At 59.6% G+C, this 17,087-nt stretch carries 15 protein-coding genes; 7 read left to right on the top strand and 8 right to left on the bottom strand.

Annotation, left to right across the window (positions count from 1 at the left end):
• Nucleotides 1–181: 181 nt before the first annotated feature.
• From prfB to C5L12_RS09775, 3 genes are all read right to left on the bottom strand, one after another.
• Nucleotides 182–1,313, bottom strand: a protein-coding gene (gene prfB, locus C5L12_RS09765) for a peptide chain release factor 2 (protein WP_170109076.1) whose coding sequence is annotated in 2 segments (ribosomal slippage) — nucleotides 182–1,243 and nucleotides 1,245–1,313 — 1,131 coding nt in all. Because the reading frame shifts where the segments join, the coding sequence is not laid out codon by codon here.
• Nucleotides 1,314–1,421: 108 nt separating this feature from the next.
• Nucleotides 1,422–3,878, bottom strand: a complete 2,457-nt coding sequence (locus tag C5L12_RS09770; protein ID WP_105371862.1) for a penicillin-binding protein 1A — start codon at nucleotides 3,876–3,878, stop codon at nucleotides 1,422–1,424.
• 255 nt (nucleotides 3,879–4,133) lie between these two features.
• Complete coding sequence (locus tag C5L12_RS09775) at nucleotides 4,134–5,378, bottom strand: N-acetylmuramoyl-L-alanine amidase (protein ID WP_425350774.1); 1,245 nt, start codon at nucleotides 5,376–5,378, stop codon at nucleotides 4,134–4,136.
• Between the two features lie 627 nt (nucleotides 5,379–6,005).
• On the opposite strand from C5L12_RS09775, the gene C5L12_RS09780 reads away from it, so the two are divergent.
• The 6 genes from C5L12_RS09780 to aat all read left to right on the top strand — a co-directional run bounded on the left by C5L12_RS09780 (nucleotide 6,006) and on the right by aat (nucleotide 13,055).
• Nucleotides 6,006–8,936, top strand: a complete 2,931-nt coding sequence (locus C5L12_RS09780; RefSeq protein ID WP_105371863.1) for an Rne/Rng family ribonuclease — start codon at nucleotides 6,006–6,008, stop codon at nucleotides 8,934–8,936.
• Nucleotides 8,937–9,242: 306 nt separating this feature from the next.
• On the top strand, nucleotides 9,243–10,004 hold the full coding sequence (locus C5L12_RS09785) for a DsbA family protein (protein ID WP_105371864.1): 762 nt from the start codon (nucleotides 9,243–9,245) through the stop codon (nucleotides 10,002–10,004).
• Between the two features lie 133 nt (nucleotides 10,005–10,137).
• Nucleotides 10,138–10,575: a type II 3-dehydroquinate dehydratase gene (gene aroQ / locus C5L12_RS09790; protein WP_105371865.1), complete on the top strand. Its 438-nt coding sequence runs from the start codon at nucleotides 10,138–10,140 to the stop codon at nucleotides 10,573–10,575.
• Between the two features lie 28 nt (nucleotides 10,576–10,603).
• Nucleotides 10,604–11,068, top strand: a complete 465-nt coding sequence (gene accB, locus C5L12_RS09795; RefSeq protein ID WP_105371866.1) for an acetyl-CoA carboxylase biotin carboxyl carrier protein — start codon at nucleotides 10,604–10,606, stop codon at nucleotides 11,066–11,068.
• Between the two features lie 10 nt (nucleotides 11,069–11,078).
• Nucleotides 11,079–12,425 (top strand): acetyl-CoA carboxylase biotin carboxylase subunit, encoded by a 1,347-nt coding sequence (accC, locus tag C5L12_RS09800; RefSeq protein WP_105371867.1) that lies wholly within the window; start codon nucleotides 11,079–11,081, stop codon nucleotides 12,423–12,425.
• A 12-nt stretch (nucleotides 12,426–12,437) separates the two neighbouring features.
• A complete protein-coding gene (gene aat / locus C5L12_RS09805; RefSeq protein WP_105371868.1) occupies nucleotides 12,438–13,055 on the top strand; it encodes a leucyl/phenylalanyl-tRNA--protein transferase in 618 nt (205 codons plus the stop codon).
• 3 nt (nucleotides 13,056–13,058) lie between these two features.
• On the opposite strand, the gene C5L12_RS09810 is transcribed toward aat, so the two are convergent.
• From C5L12_RS09810 to C5L12_RS09820, 3 genes are all read right to left on the bottom strand, one after another.
• Nucleotides 13,059–13,478: a DUF2155 domain-containing protein gene (locus C5L12_RS09810; RefSeq protein WP_105371869.1), complete on the bottom strand. Its 420-nt coding sequence runs from the start codon at nucleotides 13,476–13,478 to the stop codon at nucleotides 13,059–13,061.
• A 75-nt stretch (nucleotides 13,479–13,553) separates the two neighbouring features.
• Entirely contained in the window at nucleotides 13,554–13,952 is a 399-nt protein-coding gene (locus C5L12_RS09815) for an NADH:ubiquinone oxidoreductase subunit NDUFA12 (protein ID WP_105371870.1), read from the bottom strand.
• A gap of 105 nt (nucleotides 13,953–14,057) precedes the next feature.
• Nucleotides 14,058–14,522, bottom strand: coding sequence for a GNAT family N-acetyltransferase (locus C5L12_RS09820; protein WP_112800495.1), 465 nt, complete (start codon nucleotides 14,520–14,522; stop codon nucleotides 14,058–14,060).
• Between the two features lie 62 nt (nucleotides 14,523–14,584).
• On the opposite strand from C5L12_RS09820, the gene C5L12_RS09825 reads away from it, so the two are divergent.
• Nucleotides 14,585–15,013, top strand: coding sequence for a hypothetical protein (locus C5L12_RS09825; RefSeq protein ID WP_105371872.1), 429 nt, complete (start codon nucleotides 14,585–14,587; stop codon nucleotides 15,011–15,013).
• A 9-nt stretch (nucleotides 15,014–15,022) separates the two neighbouring features.
• Here C5L12_RS09825 and C5L12_RS09830 read toward each other — a convergent pair whose 3' ends face one another.
• Together C5L12_RS09830 and gatB are read right to left on the bottom strand one after the other, a co-directional pair.
• The gene (locus tag C5L12_RS09830) at nucleotides 15,023–15,526 is read right to left on the bottom strand and encodes a GNAT family N-acetyltransferase (RefSeq protein ID WP_105371873.1); all 504 of its coding nucleotides are present in this window, start codon (nucleotides 15,524–15,526) and stop codon (nucleotides 15,023–15,025) included.
• A 4-nt stretch (nucleotides 15,527–15,530) separates the two neighbouring features.
• A complete protein-coding gene (gatB, locus tag C5L12_RS09835) occupies nucleotides 15,531–17,033 on the bottom strand; it encodes an Asp-tRNA(Asn)/Glu-tRNA(Gln) amidotransferase subunit GatB (RefSeq protein ID WP_105371874.1) in 1,503 nt (500 codons plus the stop codon).
• Nucleotides 17,034–17,087 lie beyond the last annotated feature (54 nt).

Consider the following 17,087-nt stretch of genomic DNA (forward strand, 5'->3'; position numbering starts at 1 on the left):
AGGTTCGATCCACGCTTCCTCCCCACGGTCGGTCGCCCTTCCGCAGTTGCGCTTCACTTCGCTCGCCATGACCAGCTTACGGTGGGACTTCCACCCACAAGAATGCGCCCATGCTGGGCGCACAACGAAAGCGGCCGGGTTTTGAAGCCCGGCCGCTTTTTTGTCTCGTGAAGACGAACCGTCAGTCGACGTCGGCCACTTCCACATCCGCCTTGCCGCTGATGCGGTGTGCGAGCGCTGCCTCCATGAACTCGTTCAAATCGCCATCCAGCACATCGCCGGGCGCCGTGCTTTCCACGCCTGTGCGCAGATCCTTCACCAGCTGATAGGGCTGAAGCACGTAAGAGCGAATCTGATGCCCCCAGCCGATATCCGTCTTTGACGCGGCTTCCGCGTTCGCAGCCTCTTCCCGCTTCTTCAGCTCCGCTTCGTAGAGGCGGGCCCGCAGCATGTCCCAGGCCTTGGCACGGTTCTTGTGCTGTGACCGCTCCTGCTGGCACTGAACGACGATGCCGGAGGGAATATGCGTGATGCGCACGGCGGAGTCGGTGGTGTTGACGTGCTGGCCGCCTGCACCGGAGGAACGATAGGTATCGATGCGGCAATCGCTCTCGTTGATATCGATGTTGATCGAGTCGTCGACCACCGGGTAAACCCAGATCGAGGAGAAGGATGTGTGGCGGCGCGCATTGCTGTCATAGGGCGAAATGCGGACCAGGCGGTGAACGCCCGATTCGGTCTTCAGCCAGCCATAGGCATTGTGGCCCTTGACGAGGATCGTCGCGGACTTGATGCCGGCCTCTTCGCCGTCATGCACTTCCAGAAGTTCGACCTTGAAGCGCTGACGTTCGGCCCAGCGGGTGTACATGCGAAGCAGCATGTTCGCCCAATCCTGGCTCTCGGTGCCGCCGGCGCCGGAATGGACTTCGAGATAGGTGTCGTTGCCGTCCGCCTCGCCGGAAAGCATTGCCTCCACCTGACGGCGTCCGGCTTCGACTTTCAATGCCTTCAGCGCATCTTCGGCTTCCTTGACGATCGCCTCGTCGCCCTCTTCCTCGCCGAGTTCGATGAGCTCGATATTGTCGTTAAGCTGCTGGTCGAGAGCCTTCACTCCGTTGATGCCGTCATCGAGCTGCTGACGCTCGCGCATCAGCTTCTGCGCTTCCGCCGCATCGTTCCAGAGGTTGGGATCCTCAGCCTTGTTGTTCAACCAGTCCAGTCGTCTTACCGCCTGATCCCAGTCAAAGATGCCTCCTCAGCAGGCTTATGGCCTGCTTGATTTCGTCGACTATATTGATGATTTCCGCACGCATGGCGCTTGCTTTTCACTCTTCATTTTGGGTGTTTCTCGGTGACGAGGACATAGTTGCACCGGACCCGGATGTAAAGCCCGGGCCCGATCGCTATCCGTCATCGACGGGTCAGAAGAGACCCGGCATGCCCGAAGTCACGGCCTGCTGAGCCTGGGGCGAGTTGTTGAAGATCTGGTCCTGGGTCAGGTATTCCCCTTCGCCGATGACCTGGAAGACGTCAGCCGGGCCAGTGCCGGGCTTGAAGCCCTCGACGATCGTATCGGGTTCGCCTTCCATTGCAGCCATGCCGGTCTTGCGGTTCACGGCGACGAACTGCATGCCTTCCGGAACATGGAACTTTTCGGCCGGCGTCAGCTTGGCGGCTTCGGCCAGGAACTTGCCGAAGATCGGAGCGGATAGAGACCCGCCTGTGCCGCCCCTGCCGAGAGGGGCCGGCGTGTCGAAGCCGAGATAGAGGCCGGCGACCAGGTTCGGCGTGTAACCGACGAACCAGGCATCCTTCTCGTCATTGGTGGTGCCGGTCTTGCCGGCAACCGGGCGATCCTTGACCGGGATCTTGCCGGCGGCCGTACCACGTGTAACCACGCCCTCCATCATCGAAGTGATCTGATAGGCGGTCATCGGGTCGAGAACCTGTTCGCGGTTATCCACCACGGTCGGCTCCTCCTGGTTCGCCCAATCATTGGCGTTGCAGCCTTCGCAGGTGCGCTCTTCGTGGCGGAAGATCGTCTTGCCGTAACGGTCCTGGATGCGGTCGATCACGGTCGGCTTGATCTGCTTTCCGCCATTGGCAAACACGGCATAGGCGGAAACCATCCGCATCACGGTCGTTTCGCCGGAGCCTAGGGACATGGCCAGGACGGGCATCATTTTGTCATAAATGCCGAAGCGCTCGGCATATTCGGCAACGAGCTCCATACCCATGTCCTGCGCCAGGCGCACCGTCATCTGGTTTCGCGACTTTTCGATGCCCGTGCGCAGCGTTGAGGGGCCGGCGGATTCGCCGCCGTAGTTTTCCGGCCGCCAGACCTGGCCGCCAGAGACGATTTCAATCGGAGCGTCCATGATGACCGACGCGGGCGTATAACCGTTGTCGAGCGCCGCTGCATAAACGAAAGGCTTGAACGAGGAGCCCGGCTGGCGCATCGCCTGGGTGGCGCGGTTGAACTCGGATTGGGAATAGGAAAATCCGCCGACCATGGCGAGCACGCGGCCCGTATTCGGGTCCATCGCGACCAGACCGCCCTGCACTTTCGGCGGCTGACGCAACCGGTAGGTCTTCGATGCCTCGTTGATCGGTTCGACGTAAACGACATCGCCCGGCTTCAGCACACCCTCCGGCGACTTCGCCGTCTTGCGGGTGCCGGAGGCATCGCGAAACGCCCACTTCATATCGTCTGCCGCGATCACGCCGGTCTCGCGGGCAGGATCAACCTTGCCGCCGGCATCAGTCGAAGGCTGTAGCCCGATCGACACCGATTTGGCTGAAACCTCGGTGACGACGGCAAGCTTCCATTCCGGCACATCGCGCAGCGTCGGCAGCTTGGCGAGTTCAGGTCCCCAGTCGCCCGTCACGCTGATCTGAGCGGCAGGGCCATGGAAACCGCGACGTTCGTCATAATCCAGGAGACCCTCCTGGAGGACCCGACGCGCGATGACCTGAAGATCGGGATCAAGCGAGGTGCGCACCGACAGACCGCCTTCGTAAAGCGACTTATCGCCGTAACGCTCAATGATCTGGCGGCGAACCTCTTCAGAGAAATAATCGGATGCGAAGAGATGCGTGCCCGTACGCCGCTGCTTGACGCCAAGCGGCTGCTTCTTGGCATCGTCCGCATCGGCCTGGGTGATGTAACCATTCTCCGCCATACGATCGATGACCCAGTTGCGGCGTTCGAGCGCCTGCTTTTCGCGGCGGAACGGGTGATAGTTGGCAGGCCCTTTGGGAAGCGCGGCAAGATAGGCCGCCTCCGCCGTGGTCAATTCCGTTACCGATTTGTCGAAATAGGTCAGTGCGGCGCCGGCAATGCCGTATGAGTTAAGGCCGAAGAAGATTTCGTTCAAATAAAGCTCGAGAATCTTGTCCTTCGAATAGGTCTGCTCGATGCGGAACGATAGAATGGCTTCCTTGACCTTGCGGTCGATGGTCTGGTCGGCAGTCAGAAGAAAGTTCTTCGCGACCTGCTGGGTGATTGTGGAAGCACCCTCTGGGCGCCTGCCCGAACCGAAATTCTGGAGGTTGGTCAGGATCGCACGGCCGAGGCCGGTAATATCGATGCCCGGGTGGTTGTAAAAATTCTTGTCTTCCGCCGAGAGAAACGCCGCCTTCACGCGATCGGGAACCGCCTGGATGGGCAAAAACAACCGTCGCTCTCGTGCATATTCTGCCATCAACGCGCCATTGCCGGCGTGAACACGCGTTGCAACCGGCGGCTCGTAGGACGCCAGCACCTCGTAATTCGGCAATCCCTTGGTCATTCCTGTGAGGTAGATACCCACACCGGCGGCTACGACCAAAAACAGGACGCAAGCCAATCCAAAGAGATAACCAATCAATCTGATCATATCGAAGCTACCGTTCAGCTTTCATTCGGCGCACGAAACGCACCATCGCATGGTTTGACGCGTTTTGCACGGTGATTGCGGCAACGCAAGGTGGAAGCGGATCAAACGTCCGTCATAAATTGCATTCTCACACCTACCGAATAATCGCCGGAATGTGAGTAAAATAGGGCTCCGACATCCGTTTTGGATCAGGCCGTGCGGTTCCGCAGACATTCGCCAGGGTCCTGTGGCAGGCAGGCCACGGAACAGCCTGTCTCAACCGCCGTTTGCCAGCGCCCGGTCCCGATAGCGTCGCACAGCCTCGGCAAGGCGATCGGTGACCTTTGTACGCCAGGCTTCATCGAGCAGGAGCTTCTCGTCTTCGGTATTGGAAAGAAAGCCCAGCTCGAGCAGGACGGAGGGAATATCGGGGGCGCGCAAAACCTGAAAACCGGCATAGCGATGCGGATTGTTGATCAAACCGATCTGACCTTCGAAGGATTCAACGACATTCGAGGCGAGCGCGACGGAAAAGGCCTGCGTCTCGCGCCGCGCCAGATCGAGCAGAATGTCGGCCACTTCCGGCGGACCGCTGTGGATGCTGAAACCTGCGAGTTCGTCCGAGAGGTTTTCGCGCGCCGCGAGATTTTCGGCCATGCGGTCGGAGGCCCGGTCGGACAAAGTATATACGGTTGCGCCGCGGATATCCTTCTGCGCCAGCGTATCGGCATGCAGTGAAACAAAAAGGTCCGCATGTCCCTGGCGAGCGAGCGTAACGCGCTCGGACAACGACAGGAAGGTGTCGTCGTCGCGGGTCAGGAATGCCTTGATGCCCGCTATCTTGTTCAGCCGCTCGGAAAGCATCCTGGCGAAAGCCAACGTGATCGTCTTTTCCGACGTCTTGGTCGCCGCCCCGGTCGCGCCGGCGTCGATTCCGCCATGTCCGGCATCGACTGCAACCGTGAAAACATTGTCCTGTTCACCCGTGGCCAAGGCGTTCGGCGCAGGTTCGACCGGCATCTGCCAATCCTGCGTCTTCACGAGGTCGCTGAAGATCTCCTTCGAGGTCATCTCCGCGTCCAGCACCAGACGAAAGGTGCCGTTTTCATTCGGCTGCGTTTCGGCGAGCACCAGCTTAACCGGCTTCTTCGCCGTCAGCACGATGCGGGCGCTCGATTCGTCCATCGTACCGTAGCGAATGTCCCTGAAGAGCCCACGGGCGGAAAGATCCTCGGCGGGAAAGCCGAACGCTGTTGCGGGCAACTCGACGATCACCCGCTCGGGTGCAGCGACATAATGAACGGAAAATTCCGGTTTCTTCTCGAAATCGATTACGATGCGGGTGCGCGCGTCGTCACCTGCGACCCGTGCGCTGAACGCCAGAAGGGTCTGCGTCGAGGCATGCGCCGGCAGCAACGGCAAGGCGACTGCAACGACCATTAGAAAGAGCAGTGCAGGAATGATTCGCGCCAACGCCCGCTTCGGCCGACCGTTATAGGCTACGACCGCCCTTGGCTTCACACTCGCCCTCAACTCGAAACCCGCATCAAAGACCCGCCACCTGCCGATAAGATCCGCCGCCAAGCGCCCGCTTCGGAAGGAGTTTACCCCTCCGGACACGCGAATCATTCACCCGTTCCATGCCACCCATAAGAGCGCTAATTCCATCCAGAATATGGCAAACTTGGCTTTTCCCTTGCTATTGTGACAGATAAACCATACAACGCGAATGAGGGTTAAAGTGTTGACGGGATAGTCTGTCGATAGGCCGCCAGCCACAGTGGAAACTGGCGCCGAAGACCGGCAGTCATCCGCCGTCGTTACACTTTGTCCTGATACTCGATCCATCCGGCGGTGGCCGGAACAATCCCGGGTGGCATGCCACCCACCGCTCATACGGAGCACATTCATCGGGCCTTTTCAGGCCTATAGTATCGTCATTCTCGTTTGGTCTTTGATGTCACGGCACAAATTTCAGAACCTGGAAGGACTGAGGGAGCGAGGAGCCCCGTCATCTTTCCGGTTGCCGTCACAGCCGCGCCTGACGGGAGCATATTTATCCGGCGCAACGACCGTACTGCATGACGGCCCAGTCCTCGCGGCAGGCTCTACTGCACCCTCCCGGCGGCGCCGAGGAGCAGAATTTCAATGGCAGACAAAATGCTTATCGATGCGTCTCACGAAGAGGAGACGCGCGTAGTCGTCGTTCGCGGCAACCGGATCGAGGAATTCGATTTCGAATCGCAGCATAAGAAGCAGATACGCGGCAACATCTATCTGGCAAAGGTAACGAGGGTCGAACCCTCATTGCAGGCCGCCTTTGTCGATTATGGCGGCAATCGCCACGGCTTCCTGGCCTTCGCGGAAATCCATCCGGACTATTACCAGATCCCGCTTGCCGACCGTCAGGCCCTGATGCAGCAGGAGGCGGAAGACCAGCGCAGGATTGCAGAAGCCGAGGCAGCCGACCCGGCGACCGATCTCGCCCAACAGGAGCAGCCGGATATCGGCATTGCTTCCGCTCCGCCCCCGGCGGATGAACCTGTCAGCGAAGCCGGATCGGAAGCAACCGAAGCCAGCCCGAACGAAGCGGCCGCGGAACAAGAGAGCGAAAAGCCGAAAGCCAAGCCGAAGCGCAGTCGCTCCCGCAAGAAGCCGGTCGAAGCCGCTGCGGAGGAAACTCAAACAGCCTCCGAGGATGCGCCGAGCGAAGGTAACGTCCCCTCGTCCAGCGAGACCGGCGGCGACGACGAAGGATCCACGCCTGGCGAAATGGCTGCGATGGTCGATACCGATTCGATTTCGGAAGATGTCGATATCCGTCGCGGCCGCGACGACGTGGACGACGACGATGACGACGATCACGGTGAGAAGGAAGTTATCGAATCGGTCGGCGCCGAAGACGCGATGGAAGAAGTTCCGGACCGGATCGTCCGCAAGCCGCGCAAGCAGTACCGCATCCAGGAAGTCATCAAGCGCCGCCAGATCCTGCTTGTGCAGGTCGCCAAGGAAGAACGCGGCAACAAGGGTGCCGCCCTTACGACTTATCTTTCGCTCGCCGGCCGCTATTCGGTGCTGATGCCGAACACGGCGCGCGGCGGCGGCATTTCCCGCAAGATCACCCAGCCGCAGGACCGCAAGCGCCTCAAGGAAATCGCCCGCGAACTCGACGTGCCGCAGGGCATGGGCGTCATCCTGCGCACCGCCGGCGCCAACCGCACCCGCGTCGAGGTCAAGCGCGACTTCGAGTACCTGATGCGCCTGTGGGAAAACGTCCGCACGCTGACATTGAACTCGACCGCACCCTGCCTCGTTTATGAAGAAGGTTCGCTGATCAAGCGCTCGATCCGCGACCTCTACAACAAGGACATTTCTGAGATCATCGTGTCCGGCGAAGAAGGTTATCGTGAAGCGAAAGACTTCATGAAGATGCTGATGCCGAGCCATGCCAAGGTGGTCCAGCCCTATCGCGACCTGCATCCGATCTTCTCGCGCTCCGGCATCGAGGCGCAGCTTGATCGCATGCTGCAGCCGCAGGTGACGCTGAAGTCCGGCGGCTACCTGATCATGAACCAGACGGAGGCGCTGGTCGCCATCGACGTCAACTCCGGCCGCTCGACCCGCGAACATTCCATCGAGGAAACGGCGCTCCAGACGAACCTCGAAGCCGCCGAAGAAGTGGCGCGCCAGCTTCGCCTGCGCGACCTTGCCGGCCTGATCGTCATCGACTTCATCGACATGGAAGAAAAGCGCAACAACCGCGCTGTCGAGAAGAAGCTGAAAGATTGCCTGAAGAACGACCGCGCCCGCATTCAGGTCGGCCGCATCTCCCATTTCGGCCTGCTCGAAATGTCGCGCCAGCGCATCCGCGCCTCGGTGTTGGAATCGACGACCCAGATCTGCTCGCATTGCGGCGGCACCGGCCACGTGCGCTCACAGTCGTCGGTCGCGCTGCATGTGCTGCGTGGCGTCGAGGAATATCTCCTCAAGAATACCACGCATGACATCAACGTCCGCACGACGCCGGACATCGCGCTCTATCTCCTGAATCACAAGCGCGGCACAGTCGTCGATTACGAGAACCGCTTCGGCGTCTCGATCTTCATCGAGTCGGATGTCAGCATCGGCTCGAACCATTTCGCGATCGACCGCGGCGAGCCCGTGGAGAACCCGGTCAAGATCGAAAGCCTGATGCAGTTCGCCGCCATCCCCGTCGAAGAGGATGATGACGACGTCATCATCGAAGCCGACGAGGACGAAGAGGAAGAGATCGCGGCCTCGGCCTCGCAGCCTGCTGCCGCCAGCGCCGAGCGTACTCCGCAGGGCGACGACCAGAATGGCCGCAAGCGCAAGCGCCGCCGCCGCCGCCGCAACCGCAATGGCGAACGGAGCACGGACGCCCAGGCAGCACAGGGCGGCAGCGAGAATGTCATTGGCGACGACGAAGATGGCGACGAAGGCGAAGACGACGTCGCGGAAGTCTCCGAAGTCGATGCTGCCGCGGACACCGATGAAAACAACCGCCGCAAGCGCCGCCGCCGCGGCAAGCGTGGCGGTCGTCGCAACCGCAATGGCGACGACGAAGGCAGTGAATTGAGCGCCGACGATGCCGGCGATACGGATGAAGTTGAGAGCGACGAAACGGCAGTTGCCGTCGAAGTCTCTGAAGAGGCGCCGGCTGAGGCGGTCACCGTCGCCGCCGAACCGGAAGCAGCTCCGGCTCTTGAAACCCCGACAAAACCCCGGCGGTCGCGTCGTGGAAAAGCGACCGTGGTAGACGCTCCGGCTATCGAGGACGTATCGCCGCCGGTCGAGACTATGGTGGAACAGGTCGAAGCCGCGCTTGGCGAAGAGCCTCCGGCACCTGCGGCAACAGCCGTGCAGGACATCGCGCCTGACGAGGTAGAGCAAGCGGATGCCGACGACGCAAAGCCGGTGCGGGCTAACCGCGCATCGAATATCTCCTCCTCGTCCGAAGCTGTCGTGAAGAGTTCGGATCCGGCCGCCGCGCAGGAAACCGATGGCGACGCCGCAAAGCCGAAGAAGGCCGGCTGGTGGCAGCGCCGCGGCTTCTTCTGATCTGCCAGAGTGATAACTTTTGAAGACAACGGCCGCGCCAGACGCGGCCGTTTTGCGTTGGCGGCGTCCGAATCGCGCATGAGAAACTGAATCAACCGGATAAGGGATCGATTCCGAAAAACTCGCTATCGTGTTGAAGACGAATCAATTTTCCGGCTTCGAGAAGCCCGCCTATACGCAGTTGTGATGAGTCCAAATTGCCGAGATGTGATTTTGCGGCTTTTCGAAAGGTACGCCTGGCTTATTTTGGGCGCAAACCGAAACAATGGTCGCAGGATTCGCTTGCGCCGACCAATGAGGATAAGGATGACCCACACCTTGAAAACGCTCGCCACCAGTTCGATGCTGGCATTGGCTGTTTTTTCTGCCGCGCCGGCCGTCGCATTGGATGAGCAGCAGAAAAAGGAGATGGGCGCTTTCATCCGCGAATACCTCATTGAGAATCCCGAGATTCTCATTGAGGCGCAGAACGCGCTGGAAGCGAAACAGCAGTCGAAGCGCGTCGAGCAGTCCATGAGGGGCATTGCCGACAACCGCCAGCAGATTTTTTCCTCCCCGAGCGACATCACACTCGGCAATCCAAAGGGCGATGTCACGGTCGTTGAGTTCTTCGACTACAATTGCGGCTACTGCAAGCGTGCGCTCAGCGACATGGATGACATTCTTGCCAAGGATAAAAATGTCCGCTTCATCCTGAAGGAATTCCCGATTCTTGGACCGGATTCACTTGCCGCGCACCGTGTGGCCAATGCGGTGCGCCTTCTCGCACCGGAAAAATATGCCCAGTTCCATCGCACGCTGCTCGGCGGCGAAGAGCACGCGTCGGAAGCCACCGCAATTGCGGTCGCCACCTCCCTCGGATTGAACGAGGCGGCAATCCGCAAATCCATGACAGAGACGCCGAACGACGATATCGTGCGGCAAGCCTACCAGCTCGCCAACAGCATCGGCATTACCGGCACCCCGACCTATATCCTCGGCGACGAGGCTGTCTTCGGTGCCGTCGGCTCCGAAGTGATCGAGGAAAAAGTCGCCAACGTCCGCGCCTGCGGCAAGGCAACCTGCTGAGCGCGCGCCATATTACTCATCAAATGTTGCGTCGCAGTGGACGCCCCGGCTTTCGGCATGCCGGGGGCTTTTCCTTGCGCGCTTGCCGGTCTATAGGTGGCCCTGAATTTCTGGATGGAACAACAGATCACTGATGAGCAAGACGGTCTTCGTCCTCAACGGCCCCAACCTCAACATGCTGGGAAAGCGCGAGCCCGGCATCTACGGCGGCAAGACACTCACGGATGTTGAAAACGACTGCATCGCGGCTGGTCGGGATCTGGGTTTCGATGTCGATTTTCGCCAGAGCAATCATGAAGGCGACCTCATCGGCTGGATCCACGAAGCCGGCGAGAAGGCCGTGGGCGTCGCGATAAACGCGGGCGCCTATACCCACACTTCGATTGCGTTGCATGATGCGATCAAGGCCATTTCCGTTCCCGTGGTGGAACTTCATATTTCGAATGTGCATGCACGGGAGGAATTCCGTCACCATTCGATGATCGCACCGGCTGTAAAGGGCGTGATCTGCGGCTTTGGTACCGCAAGCTACATTCTTGCGCTTCACGCCTTGAAATCCATTACCGCCTGACAAGATAAACAGAACAATAGGGTTTGCCATGTCTGAGAAGAAGAATGGGATCGACAAAGGATTGATCCGCGACCTCGCGAACATCCTCAACGAGACCGACCTGACCGAAATCGAAGTCGAGCAGGAGGACCTGCGCATCCGGGTCTCGCGCGCCGGAACGACACAGTATGTTCAGGCACCAATCGCATCCGCTCCGGCATTTGCTCCTTCGGCCGTCGCCGCAGCGCCGACCCCTGCAGCTCCGGCACCGCAGGACAACAAAAACGCCGTGACGGCGCCGATGGTAGGCACCGTCTATCTCGCAGCCGCCCCGGGCGCCCGCGCCTTCATCGAAGTGGGCGCTACCATCAAGGAAGGCCAGACGCTGCTGATCATCGAGGCCATGAAGACGATGAACCAGATCCCATCGCCGCGCTCCGGCAAAATCACGGAGATCCTGGTCAACGACTCGCAGCCTGTCGAGTATGGCCAGCCACTCGTGATCATCGAGTAAGGCCCGGTCCATGATTTCCAAGATCCTCATAGCCAACCGCGGTGAGATTGCACTTCGCGTGCTTCGCGCCTGTAAGGAACTGGGCATCGCCACCGTCGCGGTCCACTCCACCGCAGACGCAGACGCCATGCATGTGCGGCTTGCCGACGAAAGCGTCTGCATCGGCCCGCCGCCGTCGCGAGAGAGCTATCTGAACATCCATCAGATCGTTGCGGCCTGCGAAATCACCGGCGCCGACGCCGTTCATCCGGGCTACGGTTTTCTGTCGGAAAACGCCAAGTTCGCCGATATCCTCGACGCGCACGGCATCACATTCATCGGCCCGACAGCCGAGCACATCCGCATCATGGGTGACAAGATCACCGCCAAGCTGACCGCGCAGGAACTTGGCATTCCCGTCGTTCCGGGTTCCGATGGCGAGGTCAAGCCGGAGAACGCTCTGGAGATCGCCCGCAAGATCGGTTTCCCCGTGCTTATCAAGGCCACAGCCGGCGGCGGCGGTCGCGGCATGAAGGTCGCCAAGACGGAAGCGGATCTCGAAGAAGCCGTCTCCACGGCACGCTCCGAAGCTTTGGCCGCGTTCGGCAATGACGCGGTCTATATGGAGAAGTATCTCGGCAAGCCGCGCCATATCGAAATCCAGGTGGTCGGCGACGGCGAAGGCAATGCGATCCATCTCGGCGAACGGGATTGCTCGCTGCAGCGCCGGCACCAGAAGGTTTGGGAAGAGGCTAACTCGCCTGCCCTCAATGTCGAACAGCGGATGAAAATCGGGCAGATTTGCGCCGATGCGATGAAAAAGCTGAAATACCGCGGCGCCGGCACCATCGAATTCCTCTACGAGAACGGCGAGTTCTATTTCATCGAGATGAACACCCGCCTGCAGGTGGAGCATCCGATCACGGAAGCCATCACCGGGATCGATCTCGTCCATGAACAGATCCGAGTGGCATCGGGCGGCGGACTATCGGTAAAGCAGGAAGACATCGTCTTCTCCGGTCATGCCATCGAATGCCGCATCAATGCCGAAGACCCGCGTACCTTCGTACCGTCACCCGGGACGATCACCCATTTCCATGCCCCCGGGGGCCTCGGCGTGCGCGTCGATTCCGGCGCCTATGCGGGCTACCGTATCCCACCATACTACGACAGCCTGATCGGCAAGCTCATCGTGCACGGGCGAACCCGCGTCGAATGCATGATGCGTCTGCGCCGCGTTCTGGACGAGTTCGTTGTGGACGGCATCAAGACAACCCTGCCGTTGTTCCAGGACCTCGTTTCAAACCCGGACATAGCCAACGGCGATTACGACATCCACTGGCTGGAGGATTATCTGGCCGGGGACAAAGCGCACTAGAGAAAGACCTGAATGGCAGGGCGGCGCGGCAGATATTACCCGGCGATCACTCCGGACATACTGCTGCGTGCCTATTCCATCGGCCTTTTTCCGATGGCCGAATCCTCCGACGTCCCGGAAATCTTCTGGGTCGAACCGGAAATGCGCGGCATCCTGCCCCTTGACGGTTTTCATATCTCGAAAAGCCTTGCCAAAACGGTCCGAAAGAGGCCGTTCGATATTCGCTTCGACACGGCCTTCGAGCGGGTGATCGCCTACTGCGCCGAACCCGCTGAAGATCGACCAAGCACCTGGATCAACACCACCATTCGCAAACTCTACACGGAGCTTCATCGGATGGGGCATGCGCACAGTGTCGAGGCGTGGGAAGACGAGGAGCTGGTGGGTGGTCTCTACGGCGTATCGCTAGGTTCAGCCTTTTTCGGGGAAAGCATGTTTTCCAGGCGCACCAACGCCTCGAAGATCTGCCTTGTTCATCTTGTCGAACGTTTGAGAGCAAAGGGCTTTACGCTGCTCGACACGCAGTTCACCACCGAACACCTGAAGACTTTCGGTGCGATCGACATCCCCAAGGATGAGTATCTCAAGCTTCTCAAGAAAGCGGTCGATGTGCCGGACAAAGAGTTTTGACGCCTAGTTCGTCGCCTTGGGCGGCGGCACGTCCGAGCTCGGCTTGCAGCCGGTCAGCCAAACGTCATAGATCGGGTGCTCGACGGCATTCAGGCCGGGGCTGTCGGCAAACATCCAGCCGGTGAAGATGCGCCGGATCTTGCGGTCTAGCGTGATCTCATCGACTTCTATAAAGCCGTCTATCTTCTGTGCTTCCGTATCGTCGCGCGAATAACAAACCTTCGGCGTCACCTGAAGCGCGCCATACTGCACGGTCTCGTCGACATAGACGTCGAAGGTCGTGATGCGGCCGGTAATCTTGTCGATGCCCTTGAATACGGCCACAGGATTGGAGATACGCGCAGCAAAAGCCGCTTCCCCCGCAAAAACGGAGACTGCCGCCATCACCGTGCCGGCGATCACTTTTCGTGGGGAAAGCTTCATCCGTGTCATTCCGTGTCCCGTCTCGACAACATGTCAGAGTCGACGCCTAAGGCCCGATTATGGCCAAAACAGGTGTCAGTTGCCGGGGGTCCAGGCGTCATAGTCGCCGGTCACGCGGGGACGTTCGCCGGTCGCAGCAAGCGAGCCCTTGGGACGATATGCGAGCGGCGTACCGGTCATGTTCGGCTTGTGGGACTTTTGCCAGTCACGCGCCTTGTAGTCTTCCTGCGATGGGGCAATGTCGGTGCGATAGTGCATCCAACCGTGCCACCCCGGCGGAATGGCGGAGGCTTCGGCATAGTTCTTGTAGATAACCCAGCGCTTGGGAGGCCCCCAGGATGTCAGAGGGCCTTCGTAATAAACGTTGCCCAACTCGTCTTCACCAACCTTCTTGCCGTGACGCCAGGTGAAGAACCGCGTCCCGATCGTCTGTCCATTCCACCAGGTGAAAATCTGCAACAGGAGGTTTTTCATGAATATTCCGTCGGCTTGGCAAACAAGTGAGGTACCATAGACATGGCTGATCCGCTTATGCCGCTTGATCTTAGGGATGTCCAGTGATTCCCGTTGTCGCAGCCCTCATTTGAGCCGCATCTTGAAGCCGAAATGGCTCTTGGCGAAGCCGAGGCGCTCGTAAAAACGGTGCGCATCGACGCGCGCCATATTGGAGGTGAGCTGGACGGACCGGCAGTCGCGGCGCCTGGCCTCTTCGATCGCGTAGCCGATCATCTGCGCACCGATCCCTTGGCCGCGCATGTCGGCTCGCGTCTGCACGGCTTCTATAATCATCGAAAGCGATCCCCTGCCCGTCAGGGTGCGGTTGAAGAGGACCTGAAAGGTACCCACCACTTCGCCCCCACGTTCAGCCACGAAAAGCTGCTCGTTCTGGGAGGCGTCGATCATGTGGAAAGCGCGCAGATAGTCCTCGAAAGCCTCGTCCGCCGTCGTGTCTGCGTGGCCGCCGATAGCGTCTGCGGCAAAGAGGGCAATGAGTGCGGCAAGATCCGTTTCCCGTGCCCGGCGGATCAGCAGATTATCCGTCACCTGTTTTCCTTTCCGACAAGAATCAGCAATGATCGGTACGGGGACCATAGAGGGATCGGGTAATGGGACAAAGGCTTGCGGCGGTATTATTCTTACTGGGAGTAGCCGCGTTCACAATCACCAACGCTCAGGCCCGCAACGCGATCGCCTTTTCCCAGGCGCCTGAAATGAGCAGCGGCACCTGCGTCGGCAAGTCGATCCGCAAAGCGCTGGACTGCGCAAAGAAGCAATGCGTCGACGGTGGCGGCACGGCGGAGGATTGTCTCGAAACGACCGCTTGTTTTCCCGCCGGTTGGAGCATCGACATCTTCGTACAACAGAAAGATGGACCGCATTGGCATGAAGTGCACTGCGGTTTCGACAGCAAGGAAACAGCACTGCAGGCTTCCAAATCCGTCTGTGATCGCAAACGGCGCAAAGATCTCATCGAATGCAGTGTAGTCACGATCTACAACGAGGACGGCAAGGCACTCGAGCCTCCCGCCGAGTGAGCCGATTTTTTAGGCTGGCAGGCGCTTCTCCAGGATGACCGCCGGCAGACCGGAATTGGGAGCTCCCCACTCCTCCATGCGGTCGACCTCGGAAAATCCGAGCCTGGTGTAAAAAGAAATCGCACGGACGTTTTGCAGCGCCACCTCGACGCGCATGATCTCCGCATCCGGAAAACAGGTTTCGAGTTCGGCAAAGATATCGCGCCCGATGCCTTCGCTCTGGCAGGAGGGCCTGACGTAAAGCTGGTGAAGCATCGCCGTCTTGGCCATCTTCGGATACACGGCGGCGTAACCGATGCCGCCGATGCCCTTGCCGTTGTCGGCAACCAGGAATTCGCCTTCTCTTTTTTGAATTCGCGATCGAATGGCGGCAAGGGAATGCCAGCCATCAATCATCTTCTGCACCCGTTCGGACCCGTAAAATGGATCGTAGGTGGCATGAAACGTTTCCGCCAACAAGCTGCGGATTTGCTCCACATCCCGTTCTCCGGCGGTGCGTACGAAGTAGACCATGGGTCTATTCTTCTATGCCCAGTTTGGCTTTTACGAGGGCTTGGACAGCCTGCGGGTTGGCCTTGCCGCCGGTCGCCTTCATGACCTGGCCGACGAACCAGCCGGCGAGCGTCGGCTTTGCCTGCACCTTGGCAACCTGATCCGGGTTGGCGGCAATGATCTCGTCGACAGCTTTTTCGATCGCGCCGGTATCGGTCACCTGCTTCATGCCGCGGGCTTCGACAATCTCGGCTGGATCCCCGCCCTCGTTCCAGATGATCTCGAAGAGATCCTTGGCGATCTTGCCGGAGATAGTTTCGGACTTGATGAGATCGATGATCGCGCCGAGCTGAGCGGGCGAAACCGGAGTCTCATCAATGTCTTTGCCGGCTTTGTTCAAGGCGCCAAGCAAGTCGTTGATGACCCAGTTCGCGGCGATCTTGCCGTCGCGGCCCTCGGCAACGGCTTCGAAATAATCGGCGATCGCCTTTTCCGAAACGAGAACCGAGGCATCATAAATCGACAAGCCGAGGTCGCGTACGAAGCGTGCCTTTTTATCGTCCGGCAGTTCGGGAAGATGCTCTTTCAATTCGGCAATGAAGGCGTCGTCGAATTCGAGCGGCAGCAGGTCCGGATCGGGGAAGTAACGATAGTCGTGTGCGTCCTCCTTGGAGCGCATGGAGCGGGTTTCGCCCTTACCCGGATCGAAGAGGCGAGTTTCCTGGTCGATCGATCCACCGTCCTCGAGGATGGCAATCTGGCGGCGCGCTTCATACTCGATCGCCTGGCCGATGAAGCGGATCGAGTTGACGTTCTTGATCTCGCAACGGGTACCGAATTCCGCGCCCGGACGGCGGACCGAAACGTTGACATCGGCGCGCATCGAACCCTCGTCCATGTTGCCGTCGCAGGTGCCGAGGTAACGCACGATCGAGCGCAGCTTGGTCATATAGGCCTTGGCTTCGTCGGACGAGCGCATGTCGGGCTTGGAGACAATTTCCATCAGCGCCACGCCGGAACGGTTCAGGTCCACGTAAGACATGGTCGGATGCTGGTCATGCATCGACTTGCCGGCGTCCTGCTCCAGATGCAGGCGCTCGATGCCGACCTCGATATCCTCGAATTGCCCCTGGCGGTCCGGGCCAAGCGAGATGACGATCTTGCCCTCGCCAACAATCGGATCCTTGTACTGGGAGATCTGATAACCTTGCGGTAGGTCCGGATAGAAATAGTTCTTGCGGTCGAAAACGGAGCGCTTGTTGATCTGCGCCTTGAGGCCGAGGCCGGTGCGTACCGCCTGCTTGACGCATTCTTCGTTGATCACCGGCAGCATGCCGGGCATGGCGGCATCGACCAGCGATACGTTGGAATTGGCAGGCTTGCCGAATTCGGTGGAGGCGCCCGAAAAGAGCTTGGAATTGGACAGAACCTGGGCGTGCACCTCCATGCCGATGATAACCTCCCAGTCGCCGGTTGCACCGGGAATGAAGCGTTTCGGGTCAGGCGTGCGGACGTCAACAATGGTCATCTGATGCTCGTGAAATGGTCTCGATTATGTTGTCTGGAGGTAGAGCAAATGGCG

The sequence above is a fragment of the Neorhizobium huautlense genome (assembly GCF_002968575.1).
Taxonomy (GTDB): Bacteria; Pseudomonadota; Alphaproteobacteria; order Rhizobiales; family Rhizobiaceae; genus Neorhizobium; species Neorhizobium huautlense.